The organism is Streptomyces sp. CAU 1734 (assembly GCF_039888735.1).
Lineage (GTDB): Bacteria > Actinomycetota > Actinomycetes > Streptomycetales > Streptomycetaceae > Streptomyces.
In genome coordinates this window covers 1-23581 of the sequence record NZ_JBDQQP010000002.1, presented here as the reverse complement: position 1 = coordinate 23581, position 23581 = coordinate 1, and the positions used below count along the sequence as shown (strand labels likewise).

Here is a 23581-nt window from a genome sequence, read left to right as displayed (position 1 = left end):
GGACGGACGCCCGGGAGCCACCAGCCCCCGGACCCCGCCGCCGGGAGACCGTCCCCCGGACCCCGTCGCCCCGGGAGACCGTCCCTCAGACCGCGCCCGCCCCCGGACCCGCCCCCGAGGCCGCGCCCGCCCCCGTACCCCCGGACGCCGCCCCCGCCCTCGGCCCGTCCGGCAGTCCGGCGCCCATCCCGGGCCCGTCCAGCAGCCGGGCCACCACCCCGGGCCCGTCCAGCGTCAGCACCGACTCCGGATGGAACTGCACCGAGGCGAAACCGGCACCCCGCAGCGCGTACACCTCCCCGCTCGCCGGGTCGCGCGACACCTCCACCCCGGCCGCCGCGAGCGCCGCCGCGCCCCCGTCGTCACAGCGCGCGCCGAAGCTGTTGTAGAAGCCCACCGTCTCCGTCCGCCCGAAGAGCGGGATCCGCTCCTGCGCGCCCTGGAGGGGCGAGTCCTTGCGCACCGCCGCCAGCCCCAGCTCGGCGGCGATCAGCTCATGCCCGAGACAGACGCCCAGCAGCCCGTGCCGGTGTCCGCGCAGCAGCTCGGCGGCGAGTCCGCGCAGCGCCCGCATCCGGGGGTCACCGGCGTCACCCGGATCGCCCGGCCCCGGTCCGAGCACGATCAGCCCCTCGAAGGCGAGCGCCGCCTCCCGCAGCCCGGGCTCGTCGAAGCGCCGCACCGTCACCTCGCGCCCGGTCGACCGCAGCAGATGCGCCAGCATCGCGGTGAAGGTGTCCTCGCAGTCCACCACCAGCGCCCGGCCCGCCGCCCCCGCCCGGGGCTCATCGGCGGGCTCCCGCATCCGCAGCCAGAACGGCGCCAGATCCGCCCGCCGGGCGTCCAGCGCCGCCCGCACCCGGGGATCGCCGGCGAGCCGGGCCGGCACCTGCTCCGCCGGGGGCCGGCCGGGGCGCACCCCCAGCGCCGCCAGCACCCCCGCCGCCTTCGCATGGGTCTCGGCGACCTCGCCCGCCGGGTCGGAGTTCCGCACCAGCGTGGCCCCGACCCCCACCCGCAGCCCGCCCGCCGGGTCGATGTCGGCGGTACGGATCAGAATCGGCGAGTCCAGGGTCTGGGCGCCGTTCCCGTCCACCCCGAGCAGCGCCAGCGCCCCCGCGTAGTAACCGCGCCCGCCCGGCTCGTGGCGCTCGATGACCCGGCAGGCGTTCTGCACCGGCGAGCCGGTGACCGTCGCCGCGAACATGGTCTCCCGCAGCACCTCGCGCACATCGAGCGAGGACCGCCCGCGCAGCTCGTACTCGGTGTGCGCGAGATGCGCCATCTCCTTGAGCCGGGGCCCCACGACCACCCCGCCCCGGTCGCCCACCGCGCACATCATCTTCAGCTCCTCGTCCACCACCATGGAGAGCTCGTCCCGCTCCTTGGGGTCGGCGAGGAAACGGAGCAGCGCCTCCGGATCCGGCGCCCCGTCCGGATAGCGGAAGGTGCCGCTGATCGGGTTCATCACCACGGTGCCCCCGCTCATCCGCACATGGACCTCCGGGCTCGCGCCGACCAGCGTCCGGTCCCCGGTGTGCACGGCGAAGGTCCAGTAGGCGCCCCGCTCGCCCGTCAGCAGCCGGCGGAAGAGCGCCAGCGTGTCCGCCCGGCCGAAGCCGGGGATCCGGCCGGTGTAGGTGCGGCGGATGACGAAGTTAGCCCCCTCGCCCCGGCCGATCTCGTCCCGCACCACCCGGCGGACGACCTCCGCGTACTCCTCGTCCCCGATGTCGAAGGCCCCGCCCTCGACGCGTACGCCGTGCGCGGGCAGCGCCGCCAGCACCTCGTCCAGGGGGAGGTCGTACGACTCATCGGCGACCAGCACACTCAGCGGGGTGCCGTCGTCGCGCACCTCGAAACCGCGCTCCCTGATCTGCCGGAACGGGATCAGCGCCAGCGACGGGCGGCCGGAGACGGGCAGCTCGGCGAGGGCCTCCGCCTCGTGGACCGCGCCGATCAGCAGCTCGACCTCCTCGTGGCCGCGGCCGGGGGCGCGTCTGCGGAGCAGGGCGAAGGGGCGGTCGTCGTGGAGAAGCCGGGCGAGTCGTTCGAGTCCGTCACGGGACATCCGGATCTGTTCCTTCCAGGGAGGAAGGGCCGGGAGAGGGGGCTCGGCCGGCCTCCGCGGGGCGGAGGGCCCGGAAAACACCGAAGGCCGCCCTCTCGGGCGGCCTTCGCGAGTGTGTGGGTACGCGCAGTCAGCGGGCCGCCGGAGGAGCGGTCCACCACCAGTTCTGGTTCAGCTGGGTCGGGTGCGCGAACATGCCGCGAACCCTACCCCACGCCCCACCCGTCCCTGCCGCCGCGGAATTATGGAATGTGTGTCTCATTTACTGGGCGGGCGGCTGTACGGGTCCCCGGACCCCGTACTGTTGGCGCTGTGACCGTGAACGCTAAGACCACCCCTGCGGGTGGCAACACCTGGCGAGACCTGCCCGCGGCGCAGCAGCCCGAGTACCCGGATGCCGAGGCTCTGCGCGATGTGATCGCCGAGCTCGAAAGCTATCCGCCGCTCGTCTTCGCGGGCGAGTGCGACCAGCTGCGCGCCCGGATGGGAGCCGTCGCCAGGGGCGAGGCGTTCCTGCTCCAGGGCGGCGACTGCGCGGAGTCCTTCGAGGCCGTCGGGGCCGACCACATCAGGGCCAAGCTCAAGACCCTCCTCCAGATGGGCGCGGTGCTCACCTACGCCGCGTCCGTACCCGTGGTGAAGGTCGGCCGCATCGCCGGCCAGTACTCCAAGCCGCGCTCCAAGCCGACCGAGACCCGCGACGGTGTGACCCTCCCCACCTACCGGGGCGACTCCGTCAACGGCTTCGACTTCACCGAGGCGTCCCGTGTCCCGGACCCCGAGCGCCTGAAGCGGATGTACAACGCCTCCGCCGCCACGCTCAACCTGGTCCGCGCCTTCACCACCGGCGGGTACGCCGATCTGCGCCAGGTGCATGCCTGGAACCAGGACTTCGTGAAGTCCTCGCCCTCCGGCCAGCGCTATGAGCAGCTCGCCCGGGAGATCGACAGCGCGCTCAACTTCATGGAGGCGTGCGGCACCGACCCGGCCGAGTTCCGGACGGTCGAGTTCTTCTCCTCCCACGAGGCGCTGCTGCTCGACTACGAGTCGGCCCTGACCCGGACCGACTCCCGCACGGGCCGGCTGTACGACGTCTCGGGCCACATGGTCTGGATCGGCGAGCGCACCCGCCAGCTCGACGGGGCGCACATCGAGTTCGCCTCGCGGATCAGCAACCCGATCGGGATCAAGCTCGGCCCGACGACCACCGTCGACGAGGCGCTGACCTACATCGACCGGCTCGACCCCGACCGCGAGCCCGGCCGGCTGACCTTCATCGTCCGCATGGGCGCCGACAAGGTCCGCGACAAGCTCCCCGAGCTGGTGGAGAAGGTCACGGCCTCCGGTGCCACCGTGGCGTGGGTCACCGACCCGATGCACGGCAACACCTTCGAGGCGGCCTCCGGTCACAAGACCCGGCGCTTCGACGACGTGCTCGACGAGGTCAAGGGCTTCTTCGAGGTCCACAAGGCGCTGGGTACGCACCCGGGCGGCATCCATGTGGAGCTCACCGGCGACGATGTCACCGAGTGCGTGGGCGGCGGCGACGAGATCTTCGTCGACGATCTGCACCAGCGGTACGAGACGGCCTGTGACCCCCGGCTCAACCGCAGCCAGTCGCTCGACCTGGCCTTCCTGGTGGCGGAGATGTACCGCGACCAGTGAGTCCGGTCCCGGGCGGATCTTCGGCTGAATTGCCGTCTTTCCGCAAGGGATCTTCCCCCGTGCGGCAGTGGGGCGCGAATCCTTGTGATTCGCGCCCCACTGTGCTTTTGTGCCCTTACCGGCACGGGTAAGGTTAGGTTAGCCTCACCGAGTATCGGCAGGGCACGATCAGCGATCCCATCGGGAGGTGAACCGCGTGTACGTCTGCTCATGCTTCGGCATCACCGAGAAGCAGGTGAGGGAACACGCGGCGGCCGGTGCCTGCACGCCCCGCCAGGTAGCGTCGGCGAGCAAGGCGGGCACGGACTGCGGGTCGTGCGTCCGTACGATCCAGTCCCTTCTGGGCCGGGGCGGCTGCCCCAGGCGTGAGCTGGCCGACCAGGGCAAGCCCGCACTGAGCACGGTCGCCGAAACCGCCGGTGTCACGGTCTCCGCCGGTGCGGCGGGTGTGTCACTCCTCGCCGCCGGCGACACGGGGCGGTCCGGGCTGGCGGCCTGAGGCCGTCCGAAGGGCCCGCCGAAGGCGGTCCGGGCGGCTCAGCTCTCCGGCTGCTCGATCTGCTGGGCCAGATAGAGCGGCTCGCCGAGGGACTCGATCAGCTCCAGCTGGGTGTCGAGATAGTCGATGTGGTGTTCCTCGTCCTCAAGGATCGACTCGAAGATATTCGCCGAGGTCACATCTCCCTTCGCCCGCATGACCTCGATACCGCGCTTGAGGCGGGCGATCGCCTCCACCTCGACCTGGCGGTCCGCCTGGAACATCTCGGTCACCGTCTGGCCGACCCGGACATGGAACAGGCGCTGATAATTCGGCAGGCCGTCGAGGAACAGAATGCGTTCCGTCAGAACATCCGCATGCTTCATCTCGTCAATGGACTCGGCACGGGTGTACTTGGCCAGCTTGGTCCAGCCCTTGTTCTCCTGAATTCGGTAATGGAGCCAGTACTGGTTGATCGCCGTCAGCTCGCCGGTCAGCTGCTCATTCAGAAACTCGATGACCTCGGGGTCACCCTGCATCGCGAATGCTCCTTCCACACAGGTGGCTGAGGGGGCAGGTGCGCGCATCCTCGCATCGCCATCCGGGGCCGTCCAGTAAGTGCCTCCTTAGTAGGAGTTGCCCGAATCGGGCCAGACCTGGTCATGACCACCCCTCCCGGTCTGTCACCATTGAGGCATGGGTCAGCCGGAGAACCGGGAATTTCGCGCACCGGAGGAGTCCTCGCTTCCCCCGGGACAGCGATTGCAGCGCGGCTGGCCGGTCACCCACTACGGGCCCGTGCCGAAGTTCAAGCCGGACCGCTGGGAGTTCCGCGTCTTCGGTGCCACGGCCGACGGGGACAAGCACTGCTGGAACCACGAGGAGTTCTCGGCACTGCCCTTCACCTCGGTCGTCGCCGATCTGCACTGCGTGACGAAGTTCAGCATGCTGGGGGCCGAATGGGGTGGTGTGTCCGCCCGTACGATCGCGGAGCTCGCCCCGCCCGCCGGTGATGTCACCCATGTGATGGTGTGGGCGGAATACGGATTCAGTGCAAATATGCGGCTCGCCGACTTCACCGACGAGCGGTCGATTTTTGCCACCCATAAGGACGGCGAACTGCTCACCGCCGAACACGGATTTCCGCTCCGGCTCGTGGTGCCGCGGCTCTATGCCTGGAAAGGGCCCAAATGGGTCCGGGGCGTGGAGTACATGACCGCCGACCGGCGGGGCTTCTGGGAGGAGCGCGGATACCACAATCTCGGCGACCCCTGGCGCGAGCAGCGGTACTCCTACCAGGAGGAACCGGGCGACGGTCCCGAGCTCTGATCCGGCGGTACGGGGACGGGCCCCGGCTCGGCCCGGAGAGATCTCACCCCCGCGGCGACGTCACCCCCGGAGCGACTTCAGCCGCGCCACATCCGCCGCGTGTCCCTCCGGGCCGCCCGGTGTCTCGATGATCAGCGGCACGCCATCGGTGGCGGGATGGCGCAACAGCTCCCGGAACGGCTCCGCGCCTATGTGACCGGCGCCGATATTGGCATGCCGGTCCTTGTGCGCACCGGCGGGCTCCTTGGAGTCATTGGCGTGGATCAGCTTCAGCCGCCCCGTACCCACCGTCTCCACCAGCAGATCCAGGGTGCGCGCCATCCCCCGCGGGGCCGCGAGATCGTGCCCCGCGGCATGGATGTGACAGGTGTCGAGACAGATGCCGAGCCGGGGATGGGAGTCGAGCGCGTCGAAGTAGGGCCCGAAGTCCTCGGCCCGGGAGCAGAGCGAGAAGCCCTGGCCCGCGGTCGACTCCAGCAGCAGCGCGGGATCGTCCTCATGGGTCAGCTCGTCCAGCAGCGGCAGCACCAGCTCCCGCACCTGTGCCAGCGCCACCTCCCGCGTACGGCCCCCGGTCGCCGAACCGGTGTGCACCACCACCCCGAGCGCACCGATCTCCCGGCCCCGCCGCAGGGAGTGCCGCATCGACTCCACCGACTTCTCGGCGGTCGCCTCGGTGTGCGAGCCGAAGTTGATCAGATACGGGGCGTGGACGTACACCGAGAGCCCGGCCTCGGCGCACCCGGCGCGGAAGGCCTCGTCCTGTGCCGGGTTCCCGGGCGGGGTCGCCCAGCCGCGCGGATTGGCCACGAAGACCTGAAGGGTCTCGGCCTTCAGCTCATGGGCGTAGGGGAGCCCGGTGGTGGCCAGACCGCCCGCCACGGGGACATGTCCGCCGACGGGGTTGCGCATGAGTGTCTCCGTGAGTCTGTTGCCGGGGCGCCGCCGGACGGCGGATTCCCGCGGGCCGGCGCGATGCCGGTGGTTCGGATGGGGGCGTGCGGCGCCGGGGCGGGCCGCGATGGGAGGCGTACGGCGTCGGGGCGTACGGGGGAGGCGGTTCCGGGCGCGCGGCGCGGGCGCGCCCCCGGTCACAGCCCCTTGACCTCGATGGTGACCTTGCCGCCCTCCGGGGCCTCCTCGCCCGCGCCGGGCGACTGACCCGTCACCTCGTCCCCCAGATACGGGAAGCTCTTCTCCACCGCGACCTCGAAACCGGCCGCCTCCAGCTCCGCCCGCGCGTCGTCGGCGCTCTTCCCCACGACATCGGGGACGGAGACCATCCGCGGCCCCTTGGAGACGGTCAGGGTGACGGTGTCGCCGCCGGCGAGTTTCGACCCGGCCGCCGCGGACTGCCGGGCAACCGTGCCCGCCTTCTCCGGGGCGTGGATCCGGCCCTCGGCGATCACCACCTCGAACCCGTCACCCTCCAGCCGCTCACGGGCCACCGCGAGCGGATCCCCGGTCACCCCGGGGACCTCGACCGGGGAGCCCTTGCTGACCACCAGGGCGACCGCGGACCCCGGGCTGCGCCCGGTCCCGGCCCCCGGATCGGTGCGGATCACCGCGCCCTGCGGGACCGCGGCGCTGAATTCCCGGGTCATCGCTCCGGGCTCCAGCCCGGCCTTCTCCAGGGCCCGCTCGGCGTCGGCGAGCCGCTCGCCCGCCACCGACGGGACCCGGACGATCTCCGGTCCGCGCGAGACGACCAGCGTCACCGAGCCGTTCCCGCGAATGCGCTCACCGAGCGCCGGATCGCTGGTGATGACGGTGCCCCGCGCCACGGTCTCGCTGAACTCCCGGCGCACGCCGCGGACGTCGAGCCCGGCGCCGGCCAGTTCTTTCCACGCCTCGCTCTCCGTCTTCCCGATCAGCGCGGGCACCCGGGTGAACTGCCCCGAATTGATGTACCAGACACCGGCACCTCCGCCCAGCACCAGCAGAACGGCGACCACGATCGTGACCACTCCGCGCCTCGGCAGCGCCGGCCGGCGGAGCCGGAGCCGGGACCGCGCCGGGGTGGGTTCCACGGTGAGCCGGGCCGTGTGGCTCACCGGGGGCCGCTCCCGGGGGAGCGCCCGCGCGATCACATCGGTGGGCTCCTCCCCGGCCGGGTCCCGGGTGCCGGAATCCGCCGCCGGGGTCCTGGCACCCGGAGGCATCAGATCCAGCTGCTCATCGGTGAGCGCGGCGCGCGCCTCGCGGGCCGCCGCCAGCAGCGCCACCGCGTCATGGGGGCGGAGCTCGGGATTCCGGGCGGTGGCGCCCGCGACCAGCTCGTCCAGCTCCACCGAGAGCCCCGGCACGGCCGCGGAGGGCGCCGGCACGTCCTCGTGCAGATGCCGGTAGAGCACCTGGGCCGAGGTGCTCCCGCCGTGCGGCTTGGCGCCCGTCAGCATCTCGTAGAGCACGACCCCGCAGGAGTACACATCGGTACGGGTGTCGGAGGTGCCCTCCTCGATCTGCTCGGGCGCCAGATAGGAGACCGTGCCCAGCACGGTGCCGGTGGTGTTCGTCACCGAGCCGACCGCGCGCACCAGCCCGAAATCGGCCACCTTCACCCGGCCGTCGTCCCCGATGAGCACATTCTCCGGCTTGATGTCCCGGTGCACGAAGCCGGCCCGGTGCGCGGCGCCGAGGGCGGCCAGTACGGGCTCCAGGATGTCCAGGGCGGCTCTGGGCCGCAGGGCACCGCGCTCGCGCAGCACGTCGCGCAGGGTGCAGCCCGCGACGTACTCCATGGCCAGATAGACATAGGCGCCCTGCGCGCCCTGGTCGAAGACGCCCACCACATTGGGGTGCGCCAGCCGGGCCACCGACTTCGCCTCGCGGATGAAGCGCTCCACGAAGGTGACATCGGCGGCGAGGGCGGGATGCATCACCTTGAGGGCGAGCTCGCGGTCGAGGCGGGTGTCGACGGCCCGGTAGACCGTGGCCATACCGCCGACGGCGATACACGCGTCGACGCGGTAGCGGCCGTCGAGCACCTGCCCGACGAGAGGGTCCTGGAGGGTCGTGTCCACCCGGTGATTCTACGAGCCGGCGGTGACAGCGCCGCCGGGCCGGGCTCCGCCGGGGCCGTACCGCAGCGGAGCTGTGACACGCCCGCCGCCGTCCGGCGGTGTTCCGCCCGGTCCGGCGGCGCTCTCACGGGGTGTACGGGCGGGGCCGTGACCGTACCGCCTCATACCCGCCCGGACCGAGCGCCCGGACCGGGCGGGCGGCCCTGGAGACCGGCCCTGGAGACCGGCCGTCCCCGCCGGGGCTCAGCCGTCCCCGCCGGTGAAGGCCGGGCGCTCCGGGTCCAGCTCGGCGAGGCCGGACTCGGGGGAGGAGGCGCGGGCGAAGTGGCGGCGCGGGATCCGGCCCGCGCGGCGGGCCAGGCGGCCCGCCGCCACCGCGTGGCGCATCGCCTCGGCCATCAGCGCCGGCTCCTGGGCGCGGGTCACCGCCGAGGCCAGCATCACCGCGTCGCACCCGAGCTCCATGGCGAGAGCGGCGTCGGAGGCGGTGCCCGCGCCCGCGTCGAGAATGACCGGGACCCCCGCGGCCTCCACGATCAGCTGGAAATTGTGCGGATTGCGGATACCGAGGCCGGAGCCGATCGGCGAGCCCAGCGGCATGATCGCCGCACACCCCGCGTCCTCCAGCTTCCGGGCGAGGACCGGATCGTCGCTGGTGTACGGCAGGACGGTGAAACCGTCGTCCACCAGGATCTCCGCCGCGTCGAGCAGTTCGACGGGATCGGGCAGCAGGGTCCGCTCGTCGGCGACGACCTCCAGTTTGATCCAGTCGGTGCCCAGGGCCTCCCGGGCCAGCCGGGCGGTGAGCACGGCCTCTCCCGCGGTGAAGCAGCCGGCCGTGTTGGGCAGCACCCGGATCCCGAGCCGGCGCAGAACGGAGAGGACCGAGCCCCGCACGGTCGGGTCGAGCCGGCGCATGGCGACGGTGGTGAGCTCGGTGCCGCTCGCCACCAGGGCACGTTCCAGGATGTCGAGACTGGGCGCGCCGCCCGTGCCCATGATCAGCCGGGAGGTGAGAACGGTGTCGCCGATGGCGAGCGGATCGTCGGACATCGCGGGCTCAGCCTCCCTGGACAGCGGTGAGAACTTCGATCCGGTCGCCGTCGCCGAGCGGGGTGTCCGCCCACCGGCCGCGGGGGACGACGGTCTCGTTGACCGCCGCCGCGACTCCGGACCGGGCGGTGGTGAGCTCGGCGATCAGGGTGTCCAGCGTGGTTCCGGTGGCGAGTTGTCGCCATTCGCCGTTGACGGAGACGGCAGGGGGCACAGTGGTCATACGGGCTGCTCCAGAGGGGCGGCGGGGGAGAAGCGTCGGGGGGTGAAGGGAAGGGCTTCCGCCGGCAGGGTGCCGGTCGTGAGCACGGTCGCCATCGCGTCTCCGGTGACGGGGGTCAGGAGCACCCCGTTGCGGTGGTGGCCGGTGGCCAGCAGCAGGCCGGGGAGCGCGGTCGGGCCGAGCAGCGGGGCGTTGTCGGGCGAGCAGGGGCGCAGTCCGGCGCGGGTCTCGGTCAGCGGCAGTTCGGTGATGCCCGGCAGCAGTTCATGGGCGTCGCGCAGCAGTTCGTACACCCCGCCCGCGGTGACGGTGGTGTCCCAGCCCAGCTCCTCGCTGGTCGCGCCGACGACCAGCTCACCGTTCTCGCGCGGCACCAGATAGACCTGGCTGCCGCGGACGACGGCCCGGACGGTCCGGGTCAGGAAGGGGGCGTATGCCCTGGGCACGGCCAGGCGCAGCACCTGGCCCTTCACCGGGCGGACCGGCGGCACCGCCTCGTCGGGTACGCCGTCGAGCCGGCCGCTCAGGCTGCCGCCCGCCAGCACCACCTGGCCGGCGGAGAGCTCGGTGCCGTCCGTCAGCCGGGCGCCCGCCGCCCGGTCATGGGCCACCGTGAGGCGCTCGGCCCAGCCGCGCCGGAATTCCACCCCGGCCCGCTCGCAGGCGGTGACCAGCGCGGAGGCCAGCCGGCGGGGGTCGACCTGGTGGTCGCCGTCCACCCGGAGCCCGCCGCGCACCCCCGGCGCGAGCATCGGCTCCAGCCGGCGGCACTCGCGGCCGGTGAGCCACTCGGACTCCAGGCCGGAGCGCCGCTGGAGGGCGTGCAGCTCGCGCAGGTGGGCCCGGTCGTCGGCGTCGAGGGCGACGGAGAGGGTGCCGCGGGCGCGGTAGCCGACGCGCTCCCCGCTCGCCTCCTCCAGCTCGGCGGCGAAGGCGGGGTAGCGGCGCGCGGAGGCCAGGTTGAGGGCGAGCAGGGTCTCCTCGCCGTAGTGGAGTTCGGTGACGGCGGCGAGCATTCCGGCGGCCACCTGGGCGGCTCCGCCACCGGGTTCCGGATCGGCGACGGTCACCCGGGCACCGCGCTGCGCGGTGCGCCAGGCCGTCACCAGACCGATGATTCCGCCGCCGATCACCAGCACATCGGCGGTGTCCGGCGGCCGGCCCCCGGTGTCCCGGGTCCGGGGGATGTTCGCGGTGCCCGTCGGAGGGCTGTTCGGGGGGATCTGCGGCATGGGCGGTCGGCCCCTCCCTTCGCCGGCATGACCCGGATCAGGTTCGTACGGTCGGAGGCCGGCCAGCCCCCCTCTCAGCCCGGTGCGTCCGGGCTCCCGCGAGTGCTTTACGGTGGCCACCCTAACCAACGGTCCCGGCTCGCGGTAAGGCGCGGTGAGCCCGGTTCGGCACAAGGGAGCAGCGCAATGGCACGGTCGCTCGACGGACTCGTACTCGCACCGGTGGCGGATCAGGCCCCCGGTCAGGTCGGCACCCGCACCCGGTTCGGCTATCACGAACGCGACGGCCGCGTCTGGGCCGAGTACGACGGCGGTGACGTGGTTCACGGGCGTCTGGTGGGCACCCGCGAGGGAGACCGGCTGGATTTCCGCTACGTCCAGCTGAAGACGGACGGCACCACCTCCTCCGGGCACTGTGTCTCGGTCGTCACCGAACTGCCCGACGGGCGGGTGCGGCTGGACGAGACGTGGGAGTGGGAGTCCCAGGAGGGCAGCGGCACCAGCGTGGTCGAGGAGGTGCGCCCGCCCGCCCCGGGGATATCCGCCGGCACCCATTCCTGACGTGCCATCAGGTGCGGGTGCGTATGGTTGATCCGTGAGCGAGCAGCGGAGTGAAGAGCGGACGCCGAGGGTGGTCGTCGTCGGTGCGGGCATGGCGGGGGTGCAGACCGCCGTGGCCCTGCGGGAACAGGGCTTCACCGGTGACATCACCCTGATCGGCGCCGAGCCCCATCAGCCCTACGACCGGCCCCCGCTCTCCAAGGCGGTCCTGCTGGGCAAGGCCGAGGGGTCCGCCTTCGACATCGACTTCGAGGATCTCGGCATCGAGCTCCGGCTCGGCTGCGAGGTGACCGGCGTCCGGCCCGGGGACCACGAGCTGGACACCGGGGCCGGGCCGGTCCCGTACGACACCCTGGTCATCGCCACCGGCGCGGAACCGCTCACCCTCCCCGGCACCGAGGGGGTGCCCGGGGTCCATCTGCTGCGCACCCTCGACGACGTGGACCGGCTCCGGCCCGTCCTCGCGGAGAAGCACCGCATCGTGGTCGTCGGCGCGGGCTGGATCGGCGCCGAGTTCGCGACCGCGGCGCGCGAGGCCGGCTGCGAGGTCACCGTGGTGGAGGCCGCCGAGCGCCCGCTGGCCGGCGCGCTCCCCGCCGAGGCCGCCGCCCCGATGGCCGGCTGGTATCCGGAGCACGGCGTCGAGCTGATCACCGGCGCGCGCGTCGCGGGCATCGAGCCGGGCACCGTCCTGCTCGCCTCCGGGCGGCGCGTCGAGGCCGGCGCCGTGGTCGTCGGCATCGGGGCCCGCCCGGCCACCGGATGGCTCGCGGGCTCCGGGATCGCCGTCGGTCCCGACGGCGCGATCACCGCCGACGCCGGACTGCGCGCCTCCGTGCCCGATGTGTACGCGGTCGGCGACTGTGTGTCCTTCCCCTCCGCCCGCTACGGCCGGCGCCTCGTCGTGCACCACTGGGACAACGCCCTCCAGGGCCCGCGCACCGTCGCCGCGCGCGTGGTGGCGGCCGGCCCGGCCGGTCCCGGCGGCCCGCCGCCCAGCTACGACCCGGTGCCGTACTTCTGGTCCGAGCAGTTCGGCCGGTTCGTGCAGTACGCGGGCGACCACCACGGCGCCGACACCACCCTGTGGCGCGGCGATCCCGCCGAGCGGGCGTGGACGGTGCTCTGGCTCCGCGAGGGCGCGCTCGTCGCCCTGCTCACCGTCGACCGCCCCCGGGACCTGGCGCAGGGCCGCAAGCTCCTGCTCTCGGGCGCCCGGCTGGATCCCGTGCGGGCCGCGGACCCCGCCGTCCCCCTGAAGGCGGCGTCGAGCTGAAGTCGACCCGCTCCCGATGCGCCGCTCTGACCAGGTAATATGGCCGGGCATTGGTGTTCGGTGCGCCACTTGGGGCCGAGCCCCGCTACCGGCTGTCAGTCCCGGATGGCACGCTTGTCCCGTGACCGAGATTGACGCAAACATCGATGCTCTCGTCCCCGCCTGGCTCACCCTCCCCGACATCGCCGAAAACCTCGGTGTCGAGGTGACGCGCGTCCGGCAGCTGGTCAAGGAGGGCCAGCTGATCGCCGTGCGCCGAGGTGAGAACCGGGCGCTTCAGGTACCCGCCGCCTTCATCGACGGCGACAAGGTCGTCAAGGGCCTCGCCGGCACCCTGACGCTCCTGAGGGACGACGGCTTCACCGACGAGGAAATGCTGGAGTGGCTCTTCACTCCGGACCCGAGCCTGCCGGGCACTCCCGCACAGGCGCTCAGCGAGAACCGCGGCACGGAGGTGAAGCGCCGCGCACAGGCGCTCGCCGTCTGATGCGCGGCCGGGGAAGACCCCCGGCCGCAGCGGCGAAACACCCACACCGGCGCCCGCGCAGCCATGCTCCGGCGCCGGGACACCGATGCCCCCGGTACGGGCCGAGGCGCCGATGACCCGATGTCATCGCCGGCGTGCCCGTCACCCCGCCCACAGGCGTGAGCCGGATCCCGGGCGCCGTCGCCCATCCGCCGTGTGCCGATGACACGGACGTCCGGGCCCGCGCGCCGATGCCGTGACACCGCCGGGCGAAGGCCGCCCGGCGGTGTCACGGCGGGCCCCGGCGGTGTCCGGGCGGCCGAGGGGCGCGTACGGTGCCCCTGCGGGCCGCCCGGGCACCGCCGACCACCCAGGGGGGACCAGCCATGCCCACGAGCCAGGAGCCGCAGCCGGGAAGCCGCCCGGAGACATCCGGAGGAAGCCGCCCGGAGCCGTCCGGAGCCCCGCCCGCCCCGCGCCCCTCGCTGGCCGGAGCCCGGCTCTACCTCTGTACCGACGCGCGCAAGCGCCGGGGAGACCTCGCCGCATTCCTCGACGCGGTGCTCTCCTCCGGTGTCGACGTCGTGCAGCTCCGGGACAAGAGCCTGGAGGCCGCCGAGGAGCTCGACCACCTCGCCGTCCTCGCCGACGCCTGCCGGCGGCACGGCAAGCTCCTCGCGGTGAACGACCGCGCGGACATCGCCCATGCCATCGGCTCCGACGTGCTCCACCTGGGGCAGGGCGATCTCCCCGTCCCGGCGGCCCGCGCCGTCCTCGGCGCGGCCCCTCTCATCGGCCGCTCCACCCACAGCCCCGCGGAGGCCGAGGCCGCCGCCGTCCAGCCGGGTGTGGACTACTTCTGCACCGGCCCCTGCTGGCCCACACCCACCAAGCCGGGCCGCCACGCCCCCGGCCTGGAGCTGGTGCGCCACACCGCGGCCCTCGGCACCACCCGGCCCTGGTTCGCCATCGGCGGCATCGACGCCCGGAATCTGGACGAGGTGCTGGACGCCGGAGCCCGCCGGATCGTGGTCGTACGGGCCATCACGGAGGCCGCCGACCCGGCCGCCGCGACCGCCGGTCTCGCCCGCCGGATCAGGGCCCGGAGCGGCGATTCGGATGGCGCATAAGTGATGTCCGATTGGTGGACTCCGGTTGGGAGACCCTCCCGCCCTGGATAACCTGCGGGTATGGCTCTCGGAACTCCATCGACACGGACTGATCGCGCACGGACGGTGCGCGAGTTGCTGGCGACGGGCGAAACATCCTATTCCTTTGAATTCTGGGCGCCGAAGACGGAAAAGGGTGAACGCAACCTCTGGAACGCCCTCCGGCGGATCGAGGCCGTCGCGCCCAGCTTTGTCTCCGTGACCTATGGTGCCGGCGGCTCCACCCGCGCCGGCACCGTCAAGGCCACCCAGGAGATCGCCGCCGACACCACCCTCACCCCGGTCGCCCACCTCACCGCGGTCAACCACTCCATCGCGGAGCTGCGCAACATGGTGGGGCAGTACGCCGACGCGGGGATCCGCAACATCCTGGCCGTCCGGGGAGACCCGCCCGGCGACCCCATGGGCGAGTGGATCGAGCACCCCGAGGGCGTCCGCTACGCGGCCGAACTGGTCGAGCTCATCAAGGAGTCGGGCGACTTCTGCGTCGGCGTCGCGGCCTTCCCCGAGATGCATCCCCGGTCCACCGACTGGGACACGGACATCCGGCATTTCGTCGCCAAGTGCCGGGCCGGCGCCGACTACGCCATCACCCAGATGTTCTTCCGGGCCGAGGACTACCTCCGGCTCCGCGACCGGGTGACGGCGGCCGGCTGCGACACTCCGATCATCCCCGAGATCATGCCCGTGACCAGCGTCAAGCAGCTCGAACGGTTTGCCCAGCTCAGCAACGCGGCCATCCCCGGGAAGCTGAAAGAACGGATCCTCTCCGTCAAGGACGATCCGGCCGCTGTACGCTCCATGGGAATCCAGTTCGCAACGGAGTTCTGCGCCGAGTTGCTGTCCGAAGGTGTGCCCGGACTTCACTTCATCACGCTGAACAACTCCACGGCGACACTGGAGATCTACGAGAATCTCGGGCTGCACGAGCAGTCGTAATCGGCCATACCCGTTCCGCGTCCGGCGCGGGGGCCGAAGGAGAGGGGCGGGCATGGGCTGGACGGTCCTCTATATCGCGTTCGGCGTCGTCGCGCTGTGGCTGCTCGGCGAGGTGCTGTTGCAGTACAAGGCGCGGCTGCGCTGGCGGCTGCTGGCCTTCGGCGGCTTCGTCGGGGTGGTGCTGGGCGTACTGATCCCCTCCGTGCTGGTGATCGCCCTCGGCGCGATCACCTTCGCGGTCGGACAGACCTATGTGACGCTCTCCTTCCGCCGGGGCTTCTCCACCGGCTGGGCGATCGGCGGGCGCCCCGGCGCCAGCCGCCGCCGCAAGGCCGGCGCCCCGGAGCCGTCCCGGGAGCCCGCGCTGGAGATCTCCGGCCTGGAGGAGACCTCCGCCATCGGCACCGGCGACGGCTTCCCCTCCGCGGGCGACGCCGGATTCCCGGCGGGCCCCGTCCCCGAGTCGGTCTACGAACCGCTGCCGATGCCCGACGACACCGCCGGGTACGGCGTGTACACCGACGCGGCCTGGGACGCGGTCCAGCAGGACCGGCACCCGCAGCAGGACTCGTACGACGCCGGCCGGCAGGACCAGTACGCCCCCGCCGGCCAGGACGCCTACGACCCCTACTACGGAGCGCCCCAACCCGCCGCCGCACAGGGCGAGTACGACGCCGGACAGCCGCAGTACACCGGATACGCCGACCCCTTCGCGGGCGGCGGCCGGCCGGACGGCGGGCAGTACGGAGGCGCCGACGCCTACGACAGCTTCGGCAACCAGCAGCCGTACAACCCCGATCCCTACTACGGCCAGCACTCCGCCACGGACACTCCGCCCGGCGGCGTCTGGGTCCCGCAGCAGCGGTACTCGGAGAGCGACCGGCAGCCGCCGCACGACTACGGCGACGAACCGAACGAGCAGCAGTACCGCCACTGACACCGCCCGGACGGGCACCCGCGGGGCACGGCCGGGGCGACCGGGCCGTGCCCGGCGCCGTGTACCCGTCGCCCGGCCGCCCCGCCGTGACGCCCTCCGGCCGCGGCGGAACCGGACCGCGCGAATCCGCCAGCGGTCCTCCGGATCACTGAGAGCCCCGGAACCCGGCCCCTTCCACGATCAGCCCGGCCACCAGCGCACCGGACATCCCGGCATGGGCCAGCCCGCCGCCGGGATGGGCATGGCCGCCCACCAGAAGGAAGCCGGGCAGCCCGGTGGTGTTCGAGGGACGCAGCTGCCGCCCTCCCGCACCGGCCAGGGCGGGCGCCGGTATCGCACCCGTCTCCGCGGGCGTCAGAATCTCGTGCCAGAGCAGCCGCTCCCGCACTTCCGAGGGGCCGTCCGCCGGCGCCCCGGCGGCCAGGGCCGCCCCCGCGGCGTCGATCAGGATCTCCGCATACCGCTCGCGCACCGCCTTGTCCGCCCAGTCGACCGCCCCGCCGGCCCCGGTCACCGTCGCCGAGACGGTGACCGCCTCGTGTGCCGCGTCCGGGCGGGTGCGCGGATCCCCGGGCCGCAGCACGGTGACCGTCGGATGCCCGGAGAGCCGGCCGCCGAAGACCGCTCCGGCCTCCTCCTCCCCGTCCCGCCCGTGCACCACGGTCCGGTGCGCCGCCCCCTCCGGACGCGCCCCCCGCAGCGCCATCAGCACCGTGAACCTCCCCGGCAGCGGCACCCCGCCGCTCTCCTCCCGGGGCCGCACCTCCCCCTCGCCCCACAGCTCCCGGCCGGTCAGACGGATCGCCTCCGCCGCGCTCACCCCCGCCACCACATGATCGGCCGCCGCGACCGAGCCGTCCGCCAGCTCCACCCCCGCCGCCCGGCCGTCCCGCTCCACGACCGAGACCACCTCGGCGCCGAAGACGAACTCGACCCGCCGGGCCGCACACCGCTCGTACACCGCACGGGCCAGCTCCCGCAGCCCGCCCTCCACATACCAGCTGCCGAAGGTCTGCTCCATGTACGGCAGCAGCGCGGCGCCCGCCGGGGCCACCCGGGGATCCAGCCCGTACCCCAGCACGGTGGAGCCGAGGAGCGCGGCCAGCCGGGGATCGGCCAGCTCCCAGGCGCCCGCCTCCGCCACCGTGGACGCCTGCCGGACCCGCAGCAGCCGGCGCTGCCGGGGCGCCGGATAGGGATCCCGCTCCAGCACCCGCCAGTCCCGCCACAGCGGCTCCTCCAGCAACGGCCGCCGGGAACGGTCCCAGGCATCCCGGGCCCGCCCCAGGAAATCGCCCCACCGCTCGCCCGCGCCATCGCCCAGCGCCGCCTCCAGCGCCGAGACGATCCCCGCCCGCGAGGCATTCGGCAGCGAGACCGCCGTGCCGTCGGCGAAGAGATGGCGGCTCGCCGGATCCACCTGGGTCAGGCCGACGCACTTCTCCAGCGGCTCCCGGCCCGTCTTCACGAACAAGTCCCGCCAGACGGCGGGCAGATGCAGCAGACCGGGACCGGTGTCGAAGACGAAGCCGTCCCGCTCGACGGAGCCCAGCGCCCCGCCATGGGTCGCCCCGCGCTCGTACACCGTCACCCGGTGACCCGCCACGGCCAGCCGGGCGGCTGCCGCCATGGCGCCCATCCCGGCGCCGATCATCGCAATCCGTGCCATGCCAGTGACTTTATCGACCACCACTGACAATCCCGCCGCGCGGCTGTGACCAGCGGCTCTCACTCGGGCGGCCGGACCGCGGCGGCCAGTCGCCGCTCCTCCCGCCGCTGCGCCCGGCGCCGCAGGAACCGCCGGATCCGGGACGCGAGAAGGATCACCACCACGATGCCCAGCGCCAGCAGAACCGCGGCGATGATCGCCGCCGGCAGCGGATGGAAGATCGCGAAGGAGACGATCCCGGCGACCCCCAGATCCTCCGCCACGCTCAGACCGATATTGCTGAACGGCTCCGGCGACGTGTTGACCGCCATCCGGGTGCCCGCCTTGACCAGATGGCTGAGGAGCGCGGTCGTGCCGCCGACCGCCCCGGCCGCCAGCTCCGGCAGCGAACCGCTCTCACCGGCCAGCAGCGCCGCCACCACGGCCCCCGCCACCGGCCGGATCACCGTGTGCACGGAGTCCCACAGCGAATCCACATAAGGGATCTTGTCGGCCACCGCCTCGCAGAGAAAGAGCACCCCGGCGGCGATCAGCACATCGGGCCGCTGGAGGGATTCGGGCACCTCGTCGGTCAGACCGGTGGCGCCGTAGAGGCCGAACAGCAGGACCACCGCATAGGCGTTGATCCCGCTGGCCCAGCCGCTGGTGAAGACAAGAGGGAGTACGGACACGGACGCGATCGTAACCAGGTGCCGGGCCCGGCGGCTGAGTACGCGTGCGCACTGGTGAGTACCGCTACCCGGGGTGTGAGATGAGTATCCGTACGGATGGGCCGGGGCCCGCCCGGACGGAAGAGTGGGGACCACGGAGGGGGCGCGGCGCCGGCACCGCCGACACGGGGCGGCCGTGCCGGCGCCGCACTCCCGACGGAGAGCGGGGGCGTACGGCGAACAGCGGCACCGATCCGCCGGGACGTTTCCCGGTACGGGGGAGCACGGGGGAAGAACGGAGAGATGCCGGCCGCGGCGGGACTCGGGGGGATCGAGTCCGCCGGGCCGGCATCTCTCCGTTCACCGCCGGCTCTCCCTCACCGGCCCCGGCTCAGCGCCCGCTGACCCGCCCGTGCAGCAGCCGTGACAGCGCCGCGTGCACATCGTCCAGCGACCGCTCCCGCTGGAACGACTGCCAGTCCAGCGCCGCCACCAGCACCATCCCCACCAGCGCCGCCGCGGTCAGCGGAATGTCGATCTCCTCGCTCAGCTCCCTGTTCTCGACCGCCTCCCGCAGCACCGTCTCCACCACGGCGACCGCCTGCTGACGCACCACCAGCAGCGTCGACTGCCAGGCGCGATTGGTGCGCCACAGCTCCGCCACATACAGCTGGGTGAACGCCGGATAGGTGTCGATGAAGCCCAGACCGGCCCGGATCATCGCGTCCAGGGCCTCGACCTTGGTCCCCCCGCGCGCGGCCGTCTCATCGGCGGCGCTCTGGAGCGAGGCGGTCAGCAGGCCGACGCCGTACCGCAGCAGCTCCTCGAAGAGCTCGGTCTTGCTCTTGAAGTTGTAGTAGACCGTGCCCTTGGCGACCCCGGCCCGCTCGGCGATCTCATCCACCGTGGTCGCGGAGAAACCCTGCTCGGCGATGAGCGTCACCGCCGCCTCGTAGAGCTTCGCCCGGGTGGCCCGGCGCCTGGTGCTGGTGCTGTCCGTCGCGTCCATGGTGTCGATTCTCACAGGTCTTGGAGGTTTCACGGGCAGGGTTCCGGATGCTGACCGGCCGTCTCAGAGGCTGAGTTCGGGATGGAGCCGGTCCAGGGTCCACACCTGCTTGCGGCGGGCGGAGAGCGCGGTCAGCGCCAGCGCGCCCGCCGTGAAGGCCAGCAGCACCAGAGTGCCCAGCCACACCGGTTCGAGACCGCCGCCGGTGATCAGCCTCCGCAGCGCCTCCACCACATAGGTCATCGGCAGGAACGGATGGATCGCGTTGAAGAATCCAGGGCTGGTCTGGACCGGATAGGTGCCGCCCGCCGAGGTGAGCTGGAGCATCAGCACCGCCAGCACCAGGATCCGCCCGGCCGCGCCGAAACGGGCGTTCAGCCACTGGATGATCGCCGCGAAGCAGCCGATGACCAGGGCGAGGAAGCCCACGGTCCCGGCGGCATGCGCCATCTGGAGACCCAGCGACCAGTGCAGTACCGCCATCAGCGCACCGACCTGCACCAGACCGATGGCCACCACCGGCAGCCAGCCCGCCAGCGCGATCCGCCAGGCCGAGGCGCCCGCGGCCAGCGCCCGCCGGTTCATCGGCTGAATGATCATGTAAGCGACCATCGCGCCGACCCAGAGCGAGAGCGGAATGAAGTACGGGGCGAAACCCGTGCCGTAGTTGGGCGCCGCATGCAGGGACTGATTGACCAGCTGCACCGGATCGGCCATCGCCGCGGTACGCAGGTCCCGCTCCTTCTTCTCGTGGGCGGGAATCCCGTCCGCGCCGTCGTTCAGGCCGCCGGCCAGCTCCTTCGACCCGTCGGCCAGCTTGAAGAGCCCGCCGCCCAGATCCCCGGCGCCCTTCTGGAGACGGCTCACCCCGCTGTCGATCTCACTGGAGCCCGAGATGGCGCCGCCGAGTCCGGAGTGCAGTTCGGCCGCTCCCGCGGCGACGCCCCGCGCGCCCGCGTCGAGGGCGTTGATCCGCGCCAGGGCGGAGTTCAGATCCTTGTTGAGGTCCGGTGAGCGCTCGGCCAGTTCGTCCGCCCTGCGCTGGAGATCGGCGAGCCGGCCATCCAGCTTCCGCAGGGCCTCGCCGTTCTCCTTCACCAGCGCGCCGGCCTTGCCGCCGGCCTCGGCGGCGGCCCCCGCCGCGTCCTTGGCGCCGGAGAGCGCGGAACACAGGGCGGGGTCGGGCTCCGCCGGCTCCGTACAGCGCTCCCGGTGCAGTGCCTCCAGCTTCTCGGCCGACTGCTGGGCCGACCCCGCGGAAGCGGGCGCGGCGTCCGCGAGGCCGTCCAGCGCCTCCCGGATGGTCCGCGAGGCGTCCGAGACCAGCCGCGCCGCGTCGCCGACGGACTTGCCGTTGTCCTTCAGATACGGCCGCAGTTCACCGGCGAGGCCCCGGGCGGTGCCGGCGAGCCCGCCGGTGCCGTCCGCGATCTTCCGCGAACTGGTTTCGAGTTCGGCCGCGCCCTGGTTGAGCCGGGCCAGGCCGCCGGCCAGCTTCCCGGTGCCCGCCTTGGCGCTGCGCAGGCCGTCGGCGAGATCCGCGGCGCCCTTCTCGGCCTTCCCGATGCCGCCGGTCAGCTCGTCGGCGCCCTTCGCCGCGTCCCTGGTCGCGTCGTGGATGTCCGAGAACGAGATGAACATCCGGTCCAGGAACGAACGGGACGCCTTGGTGGAGGCGGCGGTGCGGACCTCGGCGAAGACGGTACGGGAGACCTGGCCGACGATGTAGTTGTTGGCGTCATTGGTCCGCACCCGGAGCGTGCCGGTCCCGGGGGAGTCCCCGGACGACGAGGCGATGCGCTCGCTGAAGTCCTCGGGCATGGTCAGCGAGAGGTAGTACGCGCCGTCCTCGACGCCCTCGCGGGCCTCGGCGCCGCTCACCTCGTGCCAGTCGAAGACCTCGCTCTCCCGCAGTTTCCGGGTGATCTCGTCCCCGGCGGAGACCTTCTCGCCACCGGAGGTCGCCCCCTTGTCGTCATTGACCAGGGCGACGGGAATCCGGTCGAGCCGGCTGTACGGGTCCCAGAAGGACCACAGGTAGAGCGCGCCGTACAGCAGGGGCAGCAGCACGATCGCGACCACCGCGGCACGGGGGAGGCGGCCTCTGCCGAAACGCTTCAGTTCGAGCGCGGCGAGTCGGGGGGAGCGCATCAGACCGTCACCTCTCCGGCCGTTTCGGTCCCGGCCCGGACGGCGATCGCGCCCTCGGGGGCCTGACTGCACACGGCCAGTACGGTCGTGCCGGATTCGGCGACCGAGCGCAGCAGCCGCCAGCCCTCGGCGCGTTCGCCGTCGGAGAGCTTCAGATCGGCGTCGTCCACGGCGAGCAGCCCGGGGCGGCCGATGAGGGCCAGGGCGACCGACAGCCTCAGCGAGCCCAGTCGTTCCAGGGCGCGGACGGAGGTGTTCCCCCGGCGGGGGAGCGAATCCGGGTCCAGCCCCGCGGCGGCCAGGGCCTCATCGACGCGCTGCCGCGCCTCGCGCGCCCGTTCGCCGCGTGGACGCAGCAGGGCCCGCAGCGAACCGTCGAACCGGCGCTGGAGGAGGGCGCGTTCCCGCAGATGCTCGATGACCGTCAGGGCCGGGTCGAGCTCGCTCACACCCGGTACGGGCCCGAGCGCGGTCATCGCACGGACGGCGGCCATCCGGCGCGGCAGCGGCAGCCCGCCGACCTCGGCGCGGCCCTCGGTGGGGCGCATCCGCCCGGTGAGGGCGAGCAGCAGACAGGTCCGGCCGGAGCCGGAGGGCCCCTCGACGGCGATGAGCGAGCCGGGCGGTGCCTCGATGTCCACCGACCGGAAGGCCCAGCCGCGCGGGCCCTTGAGCCCGAACCCCTCGGTCACGACGGCTGCCCCGTGCGGGCTGTCCACGTACGCTCCCCCTCTTTTGAACTGACCAGTCAGTGCAAAAGTTAGCGGCGAACCTGGCGTTGAGGCAAAAGTGCAGGTCAGGGCTGATTGTCAGTGGGTGCCCTCACGATGGACACATACGGCCACAGTGCCGTCACACGACGACAGGAGGTTCGTCATGGCCAGCCATCACGGGGCAGCCGCACACCGGCGCCGTGTCCCCGGCCCTGTCCCCTCACTGACCGGGCCGGCGAGCGATGTGCACCCCGTGCTGCGGCGTGCCTCGGCGCCGCCGGCCGCCCTCGATCTCCTGGCCCAGGCCCGCGCGGGTCTCGACGAGGCCGCCGGGCTCTCCACCCCCAATGAGCGATACGCCACCGCGCATCTGGCGGCTCTGCGCACCGCCGCGGCGGTCCTCGCCGTCCGGGGGCACCCCGACGGCCCGTCCGTCCCCGGCACCACCCCCACCCCGCCGCGGCGCGGCCGGCGGGCCGCGATACGCAGCGCCTGGGAGCTGCTCGCCGAGTCGGCCCCCGAACTGTCCGAGTGGAGCGCCCACTTCGCCGCGGGGGCGCCGCGGAGGGCGCGCGCGGAGGCGGGCATACGCGACGCGGCGAGCGACTCGGAGGCGGAGGGGCTCCTCCGCGACGCCGCGATGTTCCTCCGCGTGGTGGAACGCCTCCTCGCCCTCCCGCCACCCCCGCCCGGACCCGCGTAGCCCGGCCGCCTTCCCGGCGCGCCTGCCTCCGGCGGGGCGGAGTGTTGTGCGCCCTCGCCCCGGGTGCGGGTCCCTTCCCGGGGCTCCGCCCCGGGCCCGGCGCGGCTGCCTCCGGCGGGGCCGAGTCTTGTGCGCCCTAGCTGTATTGACCCGCAGGGTTGTTTACGCGGCTGATGGGTGGGTGTCCGCCGAGGGCGGTGTGGCTGCGGTGGTGGTTGTAGGTGTGGAGGAAGTCTGCCAGGGCTCGGGTCCGCTCGTCATTCG

The 23581-nt window shown here is 72.9% G+C and carries 22 protein-coding genes, 1 pseudogene and 1 riboswitch; of the genes and pseudogenes, 10 read left to right on the top strand and 13 right to left on the bottom strand.

The window, feature by feature from the left end:
- Positions 1 to 85 precede the first annotated feature (85 nt).
- Complete coding sequence (locus tag AAFN69_RS03805; RefSeq protein ID WP_347726817.1) at positions 86 to 2071, bottom strand: anthranilate synthase family protein; 1986 nt, start codon at positions 2069 to 2071, stop codon at positions 86 to 88.
- Positions 2072 to 2383: 312 nt separating this feature from the next.
- Here AAFN69_RS03805 and AAFN69_RS03800 point away from each other — a divergent pair, with 312 nt between their 5' ends.
- Positions 2384 to 3736, top strand: coding sequence for a 3-deoxy-7-phosphoheptulonate synthase class II (locus AAFN69_RS03800; RefSeq protein WP_347726816.1), 1353 nt, complete (start codon positions 2384 to 2386; stop codon positions 3734 to 3736).
- 187 nt (positions 3737 to 3923) lie between these two features.
- Entirely contained in the window at positions 3924 to 4235 is a 312-nt protein-coding gene (locus tag AAFN69_RS03795) for a (2Fe-2S)-binding protein (protein ID WP_347726815.1), read from the top strand.
- A 38-nt stretch (positions 4236 to 4273) separates the two neighbouring features.
- On the opposite strand, the gene bfr is transcribed toward AAFN69_RS03795, so the two are convergent.
- Positions 4274 to 4753 (bottom strand): bacterioferritin, encoded by a 480-nt coding sequence (bfr, locus tag AAFN69_RS03790; protein ID WP_153481579.1) that lies wholly within the window; start codon positions 4751 to 4753, stop codon positions 4274 to 4276.
- Between the two features lie 157 nt (positions 4754 to 4910).
- Here bfr and AAFN69_RS03785 point away from each other — a divergent pair, with 157 nt between their 5' ends.
- Positions 4911 to 5543 carry a sulfite oxidase-like oxidoreductase gene (locus tag AAFN69_RS03785; RefSeq protein ID WP_347726814.1) on the top strand — a complete coding sequence of 211 codons (633 nt, stop codon included), beginning with the start codon at positions 4911 to 4913 and terminating at the stop codon, positions 5541 to 5543.
- Positions 5544 to 5603: 60 nt separating this feature from the next.
- Here the strand turns inward: AAFN69_RS03785 and AAFN69_RS03780 are convergent, their stop codons facing one another.
- The 5 genes from AAFN69_RS03780 to thiO form a co-directional block, all read right to left on the bottom strand.
- A complete protein-coding gene (locus AAFN69_RS03780; protein WP_347726813.1) occupies positions 5604 to 6455 on the bottom strand; it encodes a deoxyribonuclease IV in 852 nt (283 codons plus the stop codon).
- A gap of 179 nt (positions 6456 to 6634) precedes the next feature.
- Positions 6635 to 8566, bottom strand: a complete 1932-nt coding sequence (gene pknB / locus AAFN69_RS03775) for a Stk1 family PASTA domain-containing Ser/Thr kinase (protein WP_347726812.1) — start codon at positions 8564 to 8566, stop codon at positions 6635 to 6637.
- A 243-nt stretch (positions 8567 to 8809) separates the two neighbouring features.
- On the bottom strand, positions 8810 to 9619 hold the full coding sequence (locus tag AAFN69_RS03770; protein ID WP_347726811.1) for a thiazole synthase: 810 nt from the start codon (positions 9617 to 9619) through the stop codon (positions 8810 to 8812).
- A 7-nt stretch (positions 9620 to 9626) separates the two neighbouring features.
- Entirely contained in the window at positions 9627 to 9842 is a 216-nt protein-coding gene (gene thiS, locus AAFN69_RS03765) for a sulfur carrier protein ThiS (RefSeq protein WP_347726810.1), read from the bottom strand.
- Positions 9839 to 11074, bottom strand: coding sequence for a glycine oxidase ThiO (gene thiO / locus AAFN69_RS03760; RefSeq protein WP_347726809.1), 1236 nt, complete (start codon positions 11072 to 11074; stop codon positions 9839 to 9841). The genes thiS and thiO overlap by 4 nt, the downstream gene beginning before the upstream one ends.
- A riboswitch (TPP riboswitch) is annotated at positions 11072 to 11184 on the bottom strand. Its footprint overlaps the gene before it by 3 nt.
- Positions 11185 to 11260: 76 nt before the next feature.
- On the opposite strand from thiO, the gene AAFN69_RS03755 reads away from it, so the two are divergent.
- The 6 genes from AAFN69_RS03755 (at position 11261) to AAFN69_RS03730 (ending at position 16422) form a co-directional block, all read left to right on the top strand.
- Entirely contained in the window at positions 11261 to 11635 is a 375-nt protein-coding gene (locus AAFN69_RS03755) for a hypothetical protein (RefSeq protein ID WP_347726808.1), read from the top strand.
- A gap of 34 nt (positions 11636 to 11669) precedes the next feature.
- Positions 11670 to 12911: an FAD-dependent oxidoreductase gene (locus AAFN69_RS03750; RefSeq protein WP_347726807.1), complete on the top strand. Its 1242-nt coding sequence runs from the start codon at positions 11670 to 11672 to the stop codon at positions 12909 to 12911.
- Between the two features lie 121 nt (positions 12912 to 13032).
- Positions 13033 to 13398, top strand: coding sequence for an Rv2175c family DNA-binding protein (locus tag AAFN69_RS03745; protein WP_347726806.1), 366 nt, complete (start codon positions 13033 to 13035; stop codon positions 13396 to 13398).
- A gap of 365 nt (positions 13399 to 13763) precedes the next feature.
- On the top strand, positions 13764 to 14507 hold the full coding sequence (gene thiE / locus AAFN69_RS03740; RefSeq protein ID WP_347726805.1) for a thiamine phosphate synthase: 744 nt from the start codon (positions 13764 to 13766) through the stop codon (positions 14505 to 14507).
- A 60-nt stretch (positions 14508 to 14567) separates the two neighbouring features.
- On the top strand, positions 14568 to 15485 hold the full coding sequence (gene metF / locus AAFN69_RS03735; protein ID WP_347726804.1) for a methylenetetrahydrofolate reductase [NAD(P)H]: 918 nt from the start codon (positions 14568 to 14570) through the stop codon (positions 15483 to 15485).
- Between the two features lie 52 nt (positions 15486 to 15537).
- A complete protein-coding gene (locus tag AAFN69_RS03730; protein ID WP_347726803.1) occupies positions 15538 to 16422 on the top strand; it encodes a hypothetical protein in 885 nt (294 codons plus the stop codon).
- 145 nt (positions 16423 to 16567) lie between these two features.
- On the opposite strand, the gene AAFN69_RS03725 is transcribed toward AAFN69_RS03730, so the two are convergent.
- The 5 genes from AAFN69_RS03725 to AAFN69_RS03705 form a co-directional block, all read right to left on the bottom strand.
- Complete coding sequence (locus AAFN69_RS03725; protein ID WP_347727258.1) at positions 16568 to 18076, bottom strand: NAD(P)/FAD-dependent oxidoreductase; 1509 nt, start codon at positions 18074 to 18076, stop codon at positions 16568 to 16570.
- Between the two features lie 74 nt (positions 18077 to 18150).
- Complete coding sequence (locus AAFN69_RS03720; RefSeq protein WP_347726802.1) at positions 18151 to 18762, bottom strand: DUF4126 domain-containing protein; 612 nt, start codon at positions 18760 to 18762, stop codon at positions 18151 to 18153.
- Between the two features lie 370 nt (positions 18763 to 19132).
- On the bottom strand, positions 19133 to 19750 hold the full coding sequence (locus AAFN69_RS03715) for a helix-turn-helix domain-containing protein (protein WP_347726801.1): 618 nt from the start codon (positions 19748 to 19750) through the stop codon (positions 19133 to 19135).
- Between the two features lie 63 nt (positions 19751 to 19813).
- Complete coding sequence (locus AAFN69_RS03710; protein WP_347726800.1) at positions 19814 to 21901, bottom strand: YhgE/Pip domain-containing protein; 2088 nt, start codon at positions 21899 to 21901, stop codon at positions 19814 to 19816.
- On the bottom strand, positions 21901 to 22620 hold the full coding sequence (locus AAFN69_RS03705) for an ATP-binding cassette domain-containing protein (protein WP_347726799.1): 720 nt from the start codon (positions 22618 to 22620) through the stop codon (positions 21901 to 21903). Before AAFN69_RS03705 ends, AAFN69_RS03710 begins: the two co-directional genes overlap by 1 nt.
- Positions 22621 to 22777: 157 nt before the next feature.
- Here AAFN69_RS03705 and AAFN69_RS03700 point away from each other — a divergent pair, with 157 nt between their 5' ends.
- Positions 22778 to 23317, top strand: coding sequence for an SAV_6107 family HEPN domain-containing protein (locus tag AAFN69_RS03700; protein ID WP_347726798.1), 540 nt, complete (start codon positions 22778 to 22780; stop codon positions 23315 to 23317).
- Between the two features lie 136 nt (positions 23318 to 23453).
- Here AAFN69_RS03700 and AAFN69_RS03695 read toward each other — a convergent pair.
- Positions 23454 to 23581 (bottom strand): annotated as a pseudogene (locus AAFN69_RS03695) (IS481 family transposase); the annotation flags it as partial.

Coding starts and splice junctions, on each gene's coding strand:
- AAFN69_RS03805 (WP_347726817.1), bottom strand. CDS start 2,071: ATGTCCCGTGACGGACTCGAACGACTCGCCCGGCTTCTCCACGACGAC.
- bfr (WP_153481579.1), bottom strand. CDS start 4,753: ATGCAGGGTGACCCCGAGGTCATCGAGTTTCTGAATGAGCAGCTGACC.
- AAFN69_RS03785 (WP_347726814.1), top strand. CDS start 4,911: ATGGGTCAGCCGGAGAACCGGGAATTTCGCGCACCGGAGGAGTCCTCG.
- AAFN69_RS03780 (WP_347726813.1), bottom strand. CDS start 6,455: ATGCGCAACCCCGTCGGCGGACATGTCCCCGTGGCGGGCGGTCTGGCC.
- AAFN69_RS03770 (WP_347726811.1), bottom strand. CDS start 9,619: ATGTCCGACGATCCGCTCGCCATCGGCGACACCGTTCTCACCTCCCGG.
- thiS (WP_347726810.1), bottom strand. CDS start 9,842: ATGACCACTGTGCCCCCTGCCGTCTCCGTCAACGGCGAATGGCGACAA.
- thiO (WP_347726809.1), bottom strand. CDS start 11,074: ATGCCGCAGATCCCCCCGAACAGCCCTCCGACGGGCACCGCGAACATC.
- AAFN69_RS03755 (WP_347726808.1), top strand. CDS start 11,261: ATGGCACGGTCGCTCGACGGACTCGTACTCGCACCGGTGGCGGATCAG.
- thiE (WP_347726805.1), top strand. CDS start 13,764: ATGCCCACGAGCCAGGAGCCGCAGCCGGGAAGCCGCCCGGAGACATCC.
- metF (WP_347726804.1), top strand. CDS start 14,568: ATGGCTCTCGGAACTCCATCGACACGGACTGATCGCGCACGGACGGTG.
- AAFN69_RS03730 (WP_347726803.1), top strand. CDS start 15,538: ATGGGCTGGACGGTCCTCTATATCGCGTTCGGCGTCGTCGCGCTGTGG.
- AAFN69_RS03725 (WP_347727258.1), bottom strand. CDS start 18,076: ATGATCGGCGCCGGGATGGGCGCCATGGCGGCAGCCGCCCGGCTGGCC.
- AAFN69_RS03715 (WP_347726801.1), bottom strand. CDS start 19,750: ATGGACGCGACGGACAGCACCAGCACCAGGCGCCGGGCCACCCGGGCG.
- AAFN69_RS03710 (WP_347726800.1), bottom strand. CDS start 21,901: ATGCGCTCCCCCCGACTCGCCGCGCTCGAACTGAAGCGTTTCGGCAGA.
- AAFN69_RS03700 (WP_347726798.1), top strand. CDS start 22,778: ATGGCCAGCCATCACGGGGCAGCCGCACACCGGCGCCGTGTCCCCGGC.